The sequence below is a fragment of the Janthinobacterium sp. GW456P genome (genome assembly GCF_002127655.1).
Lineage (GTDB): Bacteria > Pseudomonadota > Gammaproteobacteria > Burkholderiales > Burkholderiaceae_D > Janthinobacterium.
This window is the reverse complement of sequence record NZ_NEHB01000013.1, coordinates 25,991-37,895: the sequence shown is the minus strand read 5'-3', so window position 1 is coordinate 37,895 and position 11,905 is coordinate 25,991. Positions and strand designations below refer to the sequence as shown.

Sequence of the window (11,905 nt, the reverse complement as noted above, 5' to 3'; positions counted from 1 at the left end):
GCTGCAGTCCATGCGCATGGCCATGCCGGTGCGCATGACTGCTATTGCAGGCAGGACAGTGCAATCGCTGCCGGGCCACGCTTTCGATCAGTGCCGCGGCAGCGCCCTGCGGTGCGCTTGCTCGCAGCAGAGCGATACCCGCCAGGCGCTGACGACGGTTCAGTGCGGCGAACTGGGCAATGAAAGTGTTCCATTGAGCTACCTGCATGAAAGGCTCCCGTTTGTCTGCGATGCACAGTCAGACAGCAGGGACACAGGAAGATTCCTGAGCTTCCCCTACTTAGCGGGGACAGAGCCTTTTTTTATGCCTGCCATGCGGCGCACGGCAGTATCCGATGGGCTTGCGCCAGATCAGCTAAAATGATTCCACCAACACATTGAAACGGGAGTTCACATGGCAAGCAAGAAACCGAGCAAAGTGGCAAAGATCGACATCGGCATTTCCGAAGCGGACCGCGCGAAAATTGCGGAAGGCCTGTCCGGCCTGCTGGCCGACAGCTACACCTTGTACCTGATGACCCATAATTTTCACTGGAACGTCAAGGGGCCGATGTTCAACACCCTGCACCTGATGTTCATGACGCAATACACGGAGCAGTGGGCTGCGCTGGACCTGATCGCCGAGCGTATCCGCGCCCTCGGCTATCCGGCGCCGGGCACCTACAAGGAATTCGTCAAGCTCGCTTCGATCAAGGAAATCGACGGCGTGCCGCCGGCGCTGGAGATGGTCAGCCACCTGGTGGCGGCGCAGGAAGCGACCGCGCGCACGGCGCGCCGCCTGTTCCCGCTGCTCGAGAAAGCCAATGACCAGCCGACGGCCGACCTGATCACCCAGCGCCTCGATTTGCATGAGAAGACGGCGTGGATGCTGCGCAGCCTGCTGGAGGAATAAACGCCGGGCCGGCGGCGCTAATTCGCTGTGGGCTATTGACGTCATCCGGAATTGCGTTAGACTGCTTGTATATAGGTGTTTGGCAAGAATAATATCAGGCAGTACAGCGCATTAAACCCCGTCGCTTATATAGGCTGCGGGGTTTTTTTATTTTGGATTCACAAGGATGGAGGCATCATGGCTGAATGGGTGGGCTGGTTTGTCGCGGCTGGCGCGGTATTGATCCTGGAGCTGTTTACGGGCACGTTTTATTTGCTGATGATCGCCATCGGCGTCAGTGCCGGAGGATTGGTGGCGCTGGCGGGCGGAAATGGCAGCTGGCAGGCCCTGACGGCCGCCATTGTCGGCGTGGCGGCTACGCTGTTACTGCGGCGCAGCCGTTTTGGCAAGGCGGCGCGGCGCGATGCGGCGCAGGATCCGAATGTGAATCTCGATATCGGCCAAAGCGTGGCCGTGCCGCATTGGGTCGATGGCGTGGCGCGCGTCATGTATCGCGGCGCCCTGTGGGATGTGGAATTGATACCGGGCAGCGATGTGCAGGCCGGTCATTACACCATACGTGCCGTGCGCGGCAGCCGTTTGATTGTTGGATAACCTGGAGAGTAGATTATGGAAGTAAACATTGGAAGCGTGTCGCTGATCTTGTTATTGCTGGCGTTGGTATTTGTCTTCAAGACGGTCAATGTGGTGCCGCAGCAGCATGCCTGGGTAGTGGAACGCCTGGGCAAGTTTCATGCGGTATTGGGGCCTGGCCTGAATATTGTCGTGCCTTTTGTTGACCGCATCGCTTACAAGCATGTACTCAAGGAAATTCCACTCGACGTGCCGCCGCAGGTGTGCATTACGCGCGACAATACGCAATTGCAGGTCGATGGTATTCTGTATTTCCAGATTACCGATGCGATGCGTGCTTCATATGGTTCGTCGAATTATATTGCCGCCATTACGCAATTGGCGCAAACGACCTTGCGTTCGGTGATCGGTAAAATGGAACTCGACAAGACATTTGAAGAGCGCGACCATATCAATACTGCCATCGTAAATGCCATCGATGAATCGGCGGCGAATTGGGGCGTCAAGGTATTGCGCTATGAAATCAAGGATTTGACGCCGCCCAAGGAAATCTTGCATGCGATGCAGGCGCAGATCACGGCCGAGCGCGAAAAGCGCGCGCTGATTGCCGCCTCGGAAGGGCGCAAGCAGGAGCAGATCAATATCGCCAGCGGCGAACGCGAAGCGAACATTGCCCGCTCTGAAGGCGAGAAGCAGGCATCGATCAACCGCGCCGAAGGTCAGGCCACGGCCATCGTCGCGCTGGCACAGGCCAGTGCGGAGGCGCTGCGCCAGGTGGGCGCCGCCATCCGCGAGCCGGGCGGCGAAGATGCCGTCAACCTGAAAGTAGCCGAACAGTATGTAGGCGCCTTCGCGCAATTGGCGAAGACAAATAACTCGATTATCGTGCCGGCCAACCTGGGTGATATGAGTGGTTTGATCGCCACGGCAATGCAGGTGGTCAAAACCCAGAAGCCGAAAGGCGGCGTGGCGATTCCTTGATTGCCGGTGAATAGCAAACTCGTAGCAAGTTTTTCGTCAATACTGCCCGCCATATTGCGGGCAGTTTTCATTTACGCCGCTGGAATGCATGACAGCGGCAGGGTTGGAGTATCAGCGTTGGAGTCAGTAGCGCTGAGAATATTTTCTTTATGCTATGCTGTGCGCACTTTATATGTTGTCGTGCGACGCTTATCTTTTTGATTGAAGTGGAATCTGCTGCACCGATGTCCGTGATGGATGACGGCGCGGGATTGGCGGCCGGTGTGCGGTGGCCGATAGTATTGGCCTCGTGTATATTTTGAATTGCAATTTATAATTACTATAAATTGCAATGAAACAAAAAATACTGCAGAATAAATCTGCTCGATGGCGCTGTATTGAATCCCCGCCGCACAAAATACAGGGACTGGCGCCGACGGTACACTACAGTGTCCGTCACCCTGATTGAAGACCTGCATCGCCTGAAAGCCGAAAGTGGGGTTTTTGGGAAAAGAATTGTAAAAAACAATCAAATCTTCAGAAAAAATCACCTCAATCGCGTTACAATTGGATAGAATTTAACTGTTCAGTTATATTTTTCAACTCACACAAGGAAATATCATGGATCTGTCCAGCTTATCCCTGTCCGAACTGCGCACCTTGCAGGACGACATCAAGAAGCAAATGAAAAAACGCGAACAAGACGATCTGTCCAAAGCGCGTGAACAAATCCTGGCGATCGCACAGAGCGTCGGCGTTTCCGTAAAAGATCTGGTTGGTACGGGTATCCGCGCTAAAACCGGCACGGTTGCCGTGCGCTATCGTAATCCGGATGATGCGACGCAGCAGTGGACTGGCCGTGGCCGTCAACCGAAATGGGTCAAAGAGTGGACTGATTCGGGCAAGTCGCGTGATCTGCTGAAGGTGTAATGTAATACGCCATTCATTCGGATGCTTGTCCTGAGCGGTAATACAGATGTACAAGGCAGCATGCAAGCATCCGGAACTTTCCTCGTTTTTTTCTTTGGCGAGGCAGGCCGAGTTGATGTCCATCGCCGTATCTCCCTGGCTTTTCGCCAATCCCGCTTTACTTCCCGCCTTATCTCTTTCTTTCCCTGCTTTATTCCGTCGCACTGAGTGTTTCCCGCTTGCCGCAGGCAATCGGCAAAATAAAACCCGGCATATAGCCGGGCCTGTTGGTATTGGCGCAGCATGCTGCGCGCGGTGCCGGATCAGCGGCGGTGCGATTTCATGGCCGCCTGCACTTCGCGGGCGCCATCGCGGTCGCGTTCGGCCGCCCGCTTGTCGTGCTGTTTCTTGCCCTTGGCCAGGCCGATTTCGCATTTCACGCGGCCGCCCTTGTAGTGCAGGTTGAGCGGCACCAGGGTATAGCCGGAGCGTTCCACCTTGCCGATCAGTTTATCCATTTCCGCGCGGTGCAGCAGCAGCTTGCGCGTGCGTACGGCTTCCGGGTGGATATGGGTGGAGGCGGTCGGCAGGGCACTGATATGCGCGCCGAACAGGAAGAGTTCATCGCCGCGGACGACGACGTAGGCTTCCTTGATTTGTACGCGGGCGTCGCGGATGGCTTTGACTTCCCAGCCTTCCAGCACGATGCCCGCTTCGTAGCGATCCTCGATAAAGTAGTCGTGGAAGGCTTTTCTGTTGTCTGCTATGGTCATGAGATGGTAAATGTGCGCGGGTCGGTTAAACTACTGTCTCGCGCAAGCGCGATAAAATCAAATGTATCCAACATCATAGCAAATGGTTCTTCAATGGCAGTAGTACATAAATCAGTTTTTCTCGGCTATAGCGCCGAACAAATGTTCGCGCTGGTGGCGGCGGTGGAAGATTATCCCAAATTCCTGCCCTGGTGCGGTGCGGTCGAGATTCGCGAGCGGGGCGAGAACACGGTCGTCGCCAGCGTGGGCATACATTACCACGGCGTGCGCCAAAGCTTCACCACGTCCAACGAGAACGTGCCGCCGACCTCCATCAAGATGAAGCTGGTGGACGGTCCTTTCAAGACCCTCGACGGCGTGTGGACCTTCAAGGCCCTGCGCGAAGATGCCTGCAAGATCGAACTGGACCTGCACTACGAGTTTTCCAGCCGCGTACTGGAGCAGATCATCGGCCCCGTCTTCGGCATGATCGCCAACAGCATGGTCGATTCCTTCTGCAAGCGCGCGGAGACGGTATATGGCTGAGGCCAGCATGCACGTGCAAGTCTGTTACGCCTTGCCGGATAGCAGCTTCCTGCGTGCCTTGACGGTGCCTGCCGGCACCACGATCGAAGAGGCGGTAACGCGCAGCGGCTTGCTGCAGGCATTCCCCGACATCGACCTGGCCGTCAACATGGTCGGCATCTATGGCAAGAGGAAGCCTTTGGATACCGTATTGCACGAGCATGACCGGGTGGAGGTCTACCGGCCCTTGCAGGCGGACCCGAAAGAGGCGCGCCGGCGCAGGGCCAGCGGCAGGTCTGCGAAGGGTTGAGCGGGCAGGGCGGCCGCAGTTTTGCTATTTTCAAATATCTTTTCTATGCTGCAAGGACGAAGGGCGCTTTTTTCTGTATAATCTGCTTTTGCGCCAATAGGAAATGCTATGCGTCTACTTCAAAAAGCACTCACATTCGATGACGTGCTGCTCGTCCCAGCCTACTCCAACGTTCTGCCCGCCGATACGTCCCTCAAAACTCGCCTGACCCGCAACATCACCCTGAATATTCCCTTGCTGTCCGCAGCCATGGATACGGTGACGGAAGCCCGTCTGGCGATCGCGATGGCCCAGGAAGGCGGCATCGGCATCATCCACAAGAATTTGAATCCGAAGGACCAGGCACGTGAAGTGGCCCGCGTAAAGCGTTTCGAAGCCGGCGTGCTGCGCGATCCGATCACGATTCCGCCGGACATGAAAATCCGCGACGTGATCGCCCTGACGGAACAATACGGCATCAGCGGTTTCCCTGTCGTCAAGGGCAAGGAAGTCGTCGGCATCATCACCAACCGCGATTTGCGCTTTGAACAGGAACTCGACGCGGAAGCTTCCGCCAAGATGACTCCGCGCGAAAAGCTGGTGGTCGTCAAGGAAGACGCCGATACGGCCGAAGCCAAGCGCCTGATGAACAAGCACCGCCTCGAGCGCGTGCTGGTGGTCAACGACGCGTTTGAGCTGCGCGGCCTGATCACCGTCAAGGATATCCAGAAGTCGACCTCCCACCCGTTCGCGTCGAAAGACAGCCAGGGCAAACTGCTGGTCGGCGCTGCCGTCGGCGTGGGCGCCAAGGATGAAGAGCGCATCGACCTGCTGGTCGCCGCCGGTGTTGACGTGCTGGTGGTCGACACGGCCCACGGCCATTCGCAAGGCATCCTCGACCGCGTGAAATGGATCAAGACCAAGTACCCGCAAGTCGAAGTGATTGGCGGCAACATCGCCACCGCGGCTGCCGCCAAGGCGCTGGTGGAATACGGCGCCGATGCGGTCAAGGTCGGTATCGGTCCAGGCTCGATCTGCACCACGCGTATCGTCGCCGGTGTGGGCGTGCCGCAAATCACGGCCATCTCGAATGTGGCCGAAGCGCTGGAAGGCACTGGCGTGCCATGTATCGCCGACGGCGGCATCCGCTTCTCGGGCGATATCTCGAAAGCGCTGGCCGCTGGCGCCTCGACCGTCATGATGGGCTCCATGTTTGCCGGTACGGAAGAAGCACCTGGCGAAGTGATCCTGTACCAGGGCCGCAGCTACAAATCGTACCGCGGCATGGGTTCGCTGGGCGCGATGTCCGATGGTTCGGCTGACCGTTATTTCCAGGACGCTACCATGAAGGCCGACAAGTTCGTGCCTGAAGGTATCGAAGGCCGCGTGGCCTACAAGGGCAGCGTGCTGGCGATCATCTTCCAGCTGGTGGGCGGCGTGCGTCAATCGATGGGTTACTGCGGTTGCGCCACCATCGACGAACTGCGCGAAAAGGCGGAATTCGTGGAAATCACCTCAGCCGGCATGCGCGAGTCGCATGTCCATGATGTGCAGATTACCAAGGAAGCTCCTAACTACCGTTCAGAGTAATTAGCGACACACCAGACCGGCGCCCAGTGCGCCGGTTTTGTAATGACCTCAGATAAAGTCCCCATCATGCATTCTAAAATCCTCATTCTCGATTTCGGCTCCCAAGTCACCCAGTTGATCGCCCGCCGCGTGCGCGATTCCGGCGTGTTTTCCGAAGTCTTCCCGTATGACGTCAGCGATGAATTCGTGCGCAACTATGGCGCCGCCGGCGTGATCCTGTCGGGCAGCCACAATTCCACCCTGGACGGCGATTCGCCGCGCGCGCCGCAAGCCGTGTTCGAGTTGGGCGTGCCCGTGCTGGGCATCTGCTACGGCATGCAAACCATGGCGGCCCAGCTGGGCGGCAAGGTGGAAAACGGCCTGGTACGCGAATTCGGCTACGCTGAAGTGCGCGCCCGCAGCCACACCAAGCTGCTCAACGGTATTGCCGACTTCGTCACCGACGAAGGCCACGGCATGCTGAAAGTATGGATGAGCCATGGCGACAAGGTGCTGGAAATGCCGCCAGGCTTCAAACTGATGGGCAACACCCCGAGCTGCCCGATCGCCGCCATGGCCGACGAAGAGCGCCAGTTCTACGGCGTGCAGTTCCACCCGGAAGTGACGCACACGGTGCAGGGCAAGGCCATGCTCGGCCGCTTCGTGCATGAAATCTGCGGCTGCAAATCGGACTGGAATATGCCCGACTACATCAGCGAAGCGGTGGAAAAGATCCGCGCGCAAGTTGGCACGGATGAAGTCATCCTGGGCCTGTCGGGCGGCGTCGATTCCTCCGTGGCCGCTGCCCTGATCCACCGCGCCATCGGCGACCAGCTGACCTGCGTCTTCGTCGACCACGGCCTGCTGCGCCTGGACGAAGGCAAGATGGTGATGGACATGTTCGCCAAGAACCTGGGCGTCAAGGTCATTCGCGTCGACGCGGAAGGCCAGTTCATGGGCCATCTGGCCGGCGTCACCGATCCCGAGCAGAAGCGCAAGATCATCGGCCGCGAATTCGTCGAAGTGTTCCAGGTGGAATCGGGCAAGCTGGTCAACGCCAAATGGCTGGCGCAAGGCACGATCTACCCGGACGTGATCGAATCGGCCGGCAAGGGCAAGAAGGGCCAGACCATCAAGAGCCACCACAACGTGGGCGGCTTGCCGGACACCATGAAGCTGAAATTGCTGGAACCGCTGCGCGAACTGTTCAAGGACGAAGTGCGCAAACTGGGCGTGGCCCTGGGCTTGCCGCATGACATGGTGTATCGCCACCCGTTCCCGGGCCCTGGCCTGGGCGTGCGCATCCTCGGCGAAGTCAAGAAAGACTATGCCGACCTGCTGCGCCGCGCCGACGCCATCTTCATCGAAGAACTGCGCAACACGCCGTACGAACCGGTGGTGGTGCCTGGCTTCGACCAGGATAGCGTGCCGACCAACTGGTACGAAGCGACCAGCCAGGCGTTCGCCGTCTTCCTGCCCGTCAAATCGGTGGGCGTGATGGGCGATGGCCGCACCTACGAATACGTGGTGGCCCTGCGCGCCGTGCAGACGCAGGACTTCATGACAGCCCACTGGGCGCACCTGCCGCACAGCCTGCTGGGCAAGGTCTCGAACCGCATCATCAATGAAGTGCGCGGCATCAACCGCGTCGTCTACGATATTTCGGGCAAGCCGCCGGCGACCATCGAGTGGGAATAATCTCCCGTCCGGCACCGTAAGGTAATGCCGGGTCAATGAAACAGCCAAGCCCCTGATTTTTCAGGGGCTTTTTTTATTTTGTTTGGCAAACGCAAGCAACCCACGGCAGAGCCAAGTACGCTTTTTTGTGGGTATTTTTAAGGGGACTCAAATTGCCGTGGGGAATATTTAACATTTGGTTCTTACTGGTCATTTCCACGGCGAGGGTATCAATGAGGGTATTTTTTATGCCAAGTAATTGATTTTAAAGTTAATTTTAGGTTCCGGGGAAGCTCGTCAGGGCGAGGGTATCTGGGGCTCGCGAGCGGCGGCGGATCTCACTTTTTTCGTACTCAGTGATTGATTGTTTGAAATGCGTCCGGTGCCGGTACAGACTTGTGAATGAATGGGAGGTGCCCATGCTGACCGATACAAAATTGAAAAATCTGAAACCAGCTGAGAAAGCCTACAAGGTGCCGGATCGTGATGGCATGTATGCGACGGTCCTTCCCAGTGGCACGATCTCGTTTCGCTATAACTACCGCGTCAATGGCCGATACGAAACCTTGGTGCTTGGACGGTACGGGGCCGGTGGCTTGAGTTTGCAAGAGGCGAGGGAGCGCCTGCAGGACGCGAAGAAAGCGCAATCGGAAGGCAAGTCCCCGTCGCGGCTCAAAGCCCAATCGCGCAATCAGCTGGCCGATGGAGAGCCTTTTAGCGTGTGGGCGGAGCGTTGGTTACTGAAGTACAAAATGGCGGAGTCGACGCGGGATATGCGGCGCTCGGTGTACGAACACGATCTGAAACGCCCCTTTGGCAGTCTCCTGCTGCATGAGATTACGCACAACGAGTTGCGTTCCGTATGCGACGCCATCCTCGCACGTGGCGCCCCTGCGACGGCCGTGCATGCGCGCGATATCGTGAAACTGGTCTTTAAGTACGCAGAACAAAGAGGGCAGAAGGTTGAAAACCCGGCGGATCTGGTTGCTCCCTCATCCATTGCCGTGTTTGAGCCGCGCGACCGCGCGCTGGGTGCCGAAGAGATCGCGCTGTTCTACGAACATATCGAATACGTGCAGTGCGCGCCGACGTTGCGCCTGGCTTGCAAATTACTGTTGCTCACCATGGTACGTAAGTCCGAACTGACGGACGCAACATGGACCGAGGTCAATTTTACCGATGCTCTGTGGACCATTCCGGCGAGGCGGATGAAGCGTCGCAACCCCCACAACGTCTATCTGTCACGCCAGGCGCTCGATATGTTCGTCGCGCTACGCACCTGTGCTGGTACGTCGCCTTACATTTTGCCGTCGCGGTATGACCCTGATGTGCCGATGAATGGCGCTTCGCTTAATCGCATCTTGGAGTCCGTCTGCTCCATGGCACGCAACTGTGGGAAGCAACTGGCCGATTTTTCGCCGCATGATTTGCGGCGAACGGCATCGACTTTGCTACATGAAGCAGGCTACAACACCGATTGGATCGAGAAATGTCTCGCCCACGAGCAGAGGGGCGTGCGAGCCGTCTACAACAAGGCCGAGTATTCTGTCCAGCGCCGAACCATGTTGCAAGAGTGGGCAGACATGATCGACGCCTGGACAAAGCAAAAAGTTTGAGAGATTACCTGGGCGGTCTGCCTTGCCCTGGCTGTGCCTGCGGCATTGCGGGCAGGCGTGCCGCTGTTTGCTGTTCGGCTATCCAAGCGTCCACTTCCTTGAGATCCCACGCGACCAGGCGCGATGTGATGCGAAAGCGGCGAGGGAACTGTCCCCGTTTTTCAAGGTTCAGGATAGTGCGCTCGCATAGCGGCACTTTTTGTAAGAGCTGCCGGCGTTTAATGAGAACTCGGCCAGGGACACTCAGTTCGCTCTCGGTCAGGACACGTGGAGCGCGAGGAGAGCGGCCGGCTTTCAGCCCAGACTGACGCTGGCGTTTGAGATTGCCGACACATGCTCGCTGACCAATGGCAGGGTGCATCAAGTTGGTAAACGGCGAATGGTTCGATGGGGGGAGGTATTTCATGATGGGCTGTCTCCATGACCGATAACGGACGATCCTGCATCATGGTCGCTGCTGTGACCTTGGGCATCAAGTTGAAATCCGGCATATTTTGCTGGCATTTCACGGCAATTGAGGGATGCAGTAGCGGCTGTCGTCACTGGCGTGTGGCCAATTGGCTGTGATCATGTGGGAAAGAGCCAGCAGGGAAGTGCCCTATGGGACTTTTCCTCCGTTCCGGACCCTTGAGAGGCGTGCGCGGGCGCTGGGTACATGTTACTGGTCTACTGCGAAGGCGCTGGCATCGCTGGCCGGAACAATAGAGATGGGCAGTGCACTGGGCGGTTTTCAGCGTTGGCACCAACATCTCGTCGAAAAGGTGGAGCGTGCCGGCGCAGGATGTCCATTGAATACAGCGTGGTGGAAGGGGGGCTATGATTTCGAGCTCAATGCCATGGCTCAGTCCGTATTTTTCCCGCTCTTCGTCCGTCAATACGCCACATGCCAACACCACCTTGTCGTGCACTTGGCACCATTCGATCAGTCGGCACACATCCTGCGCGATAAACCTGGATATCTGCTCGATCACTATTGTTGTTATGTCGTTTTGTAATGGCGGCGTGTCCAGGGGCGAAATACTCCCGCCCCTTGGCCTCACCCGATAGGATGCGCCAAACGCGGTTTCCATCGCCGCTAAGCACCATACTGGTGCCACGGACGCTTCACTGCAGAGTAACATTTTGAGGCACATGGCTTCCTCCGTGCCGGCTGGTTCGATAGTGGGCCTTCCTACTCGGGATGCGGGTAGGGAGGGTTGTAAGGCTCGTCAGGGACTTGCGGGCACCTCTTCGCTCAATAGGGTGGCTGGCATGTTTAAAACGCGCTCAGGGGCCGGATTGGGTGCCGGATGGCCTGCTTGCTGAGTCACTCCGGTGAAAGCTGGAGAAACGGCTGCATCATCTCCCTGGGAGGGGCGGCTGCTCGGTGGGGCGGGTTTGCGCTCAGTGGCGGGCAGCGCATTGATGCGTTTGAGTAGGCCGAGGGACAGTGCGCGCGTCGTGGCGGTGACTGCCCGTACAGTTTTCTTGATATGCGATTTCTCGGTGATTAGTTGGCTTGTCGAGATCGCTTCGTCAATGCATAAGGTTTCAAGCATGGGCATCAGCTGGTCGACTTTGCTGATCAATTCCAATAAGCGCCGGCCGAACATAGAAAACACTTTAGCCTCAATGGCGAGCGGTTCGATGTCATAGCTGGCCAATTCGGTGATGCCATGTTGATGGCACAGTTTCTCGAATGCGACGATACGCTGGTTGGCCAGGGCAATACGCGCGTCGAGCATGGTGCGCAATTCTTGTTCCACTTTATCGACATCCTCGGCCGGTAATTTCATCCTGGCAAAGACAGAAATAAAATGGAAATTCGCTTGTGATACATAGAAGCAACGCAAGTACAAGCGCTTGCCCTCAGGGCTGGCGAACGTGATATTGACCTTGCGGCTGGCTGATTCGACGCGTGTCAGATCGGCGGCGGCCTCCTTGGCCAGCAACTTCCTGTTGGTTTCGCCGTGATCACGCGTGACGATCAAGTGGGTTGGCGCTGGGTGGTTCATGGTGGTGTCCTCAAAAATGCCCATAGGGCTACATGACATGGTGTGCGCACTAACCTGTTGATTCAAGAGGAATGCGCGGAGCTTTGGAAGCGTATTTGCAGGAAATGCGTTCGCCAGTTCGGGCGGGGCGACAACTGCATGGATGCAGA

At 57.4% G+C, this 11,905-nt stretch carries 13 protein-coding genes and 1 pseudogene; 10 read left to right on the top strand and 4 right to left on the bottom strand.

What is annotated here, in order from left to right:
• Positions 1 to 208 (bottom strand): annotated as a pseudogene (locus CBW66_RS29410) (IS1595 family transposase); the annotation flags it as partial.
• Between the two features lie 186 nt (positions 209 to 394).
• Between CBW66_RS29410 and CBW66_RS13620 the strand changes: the two are divergent.
• The 4 genes from CBW66_RS13620 (at position 395) to CBW66_RS13605 (ending at position 3,355) form a co-directional block, all read left to right on the top strand.
• Positions 395 to 892: a Dps family protein gene (locus tag CBW66_RS13620; RefSeq protein ID WP_086137747.1), complete on the top strand. Its 498-nt coding sequence runs from the start codon at positions 395 to 397 to the stop codon at positions 890 to 892.
• A 177-nt stretch (positions 893 to 1,069) separates the two neighbouring features.
• The gene (locus CBW66_RS13615) at positions 1,070 to 1,486 is read left to right on the top strand and encodes an NfeD family protein (protein WP_086137748.1); all 417 of its coding nucleotides are present in this window, start codon (positions 1,070 to 1,072) and stop codon (positions 1,484 to 1,486) included.
• 15 nt (positions 1,487 to 1,501) lie between these two features.
• Positions 1,502 to 2,446: an SPFH domain-containing protein gene (locus CBW66_RS13610; protein WP_086137749.1), complete on the top strand. Its 945-nt coding sequence runs from the start codon at positions 1,502 to 1,504 to the stop codon at positions 2,444 to 2,446.
• Positions 2,447 to 3,046: 600 nt separating this feature from the next.
• Positions 3,047 to 3,355, top strand: coding sequence for an H-NS family nucleoid-associated regulatory protein (locus tag CBW66_RS13605; protein WP_010397665.1), 309 nt, complete (start codon positions 3,047 to 3,049; stop codon positions 3,353 to 3,355).
• Positions 3,356 to 3,657: 302 nt separating this feature from the next.
• Here the strand turns inward: CBW66_RS13605 and smpB are convergent, their stop codons facing one another.
• A complete protein-coding gene (gene smpB / locus CBW66_RS13600; RefSeq protein ID WP_034784131.1) occupies positions 3,658 to 4,107 on the bottom strand; it encodes an SsrA-binding protein SmpB in 450 nt (149 codons plus the stop codon).
• Between the two features lie 93 nt (positions 4,108 to 4,200).
• Between smpB and CBW66_RS13595 the strand changes: the two genes are divergently transcribed.
• The 5 genes from CBW66_RS13595 to CBW66_RS13575 all read left to right on the top strand — a co-directional run bounded on the left by CBW66_RS13595 (position 4,201) and on the right by CBW66_RS13575 (position 9,762).
• Positions 4,201 to 4,632, top strand: a complete 432-nt coding sequence (locus CBW66_RS13595; RefSeq protein ID WP_035818194.1) for a type II toxin-antitoxin system RatA family toxin — start codon at positions 4,201 to 4,203, stop codon at positions 4,630 to 4,632.
• Entirely contained in the window at positions 4,625 to 4,921 is a 297-nt protein-coding gene (locus tag CBW66_RS13590) for an RnfH family protein (protein WP_086137750.1), read from the top strand. The genes CBW66_RS13595 and CBW66_RS13590 overlap by 8 nt, the downstream gene beginning before the upstream one ends.
• A gap of 108 nt (positions 4,922 to 5,029) precedes the next feature.
• Entirely contained in the window at positions 5,030 to 6,490 is a 1,461-nt protein-coding gene (gene guaB, locus CBW66_RS13585; protein WP_086137751.1) for an IMP dehydrogenase, read from the top strand.
• 66 nt (positions 6,491 to 6,556) lie between these two features.
• Positions 6,557 to 8,167 carry a glutamine-hydrolyzing GMP synthase gene (gene guaA, locus CBW66_RS13580; protein WP_086137752.1) on the top strand — a complete coding sequence of 537 codons (1,611 nt, stop codon included), beginning with the start codon at positions 6,557 to 6,559 and terminating at the stop codon, positions 8,165 to 8,167.
• A 398-nt stretch (positions 8,168 to 8,565) separates the two neighbouring features.
• Positions 8,566 to 9,762, top strand: coding sequence for a site-specific integrase (locus CBW66_RS13575; protein WP_086137753.1), 1,197 nt, complete (start codon positions 8,566 to 8,568; stop codon positions 9,760 to 9,762).
• 4 nt (positions 9,763 to 9,766) lie between these two features.
• On the opposite strand, the gene CBW66_RS13570 is transcribed toward CBW66_RS13575, so the two are convergent.
• Positions 9,767 to 10,009: an AlpA family phage regulatory protein gene (locus tag CBW66_RS13570; protein ID WP_346426282.1), complete on the bottom strand. Its 243-nt coding sequence runs from the start codon at positions 10,007 to 10,009 to the stop codon at positions 9,767 to 9,769.
• Positions 10,010 to 10,469: 460 nt separating this feature from the next.
• Between CBW66_RS13570 and CBW66_RS28490 the strand changes: the two genes are divergently transcribed.
• Entirely contained in the window at positions 10,470 to 10,757 is a 288-nt protein-coding gene (locus CBW66_RS28490; RefSeq protein WP_139841614.1) for a hypothetical protein, read from the top strand.
• A 213-nt stretch (positions 10,758 to 10,970) separates the two neighbouring features.
• Here the strand turns inward: CBW66_RS28490 and CBW66_RS13565 are convergent, their stop codons facing one another.
• Positions 10,971 to 11,756: a DUF1845 domain-containing protein gene (locus tag CBW66_RS13565; protein WP_139841615.1), complete on the bottom strand. Its 786-nt coding sequence runs from the start codon at positions 11,754 to 11,756 to the stop codon at positions 10,971 to 10,973.
• Between the last annotated feature and the right edge of the window lie 149 nt (positions 11,757 to 11,905).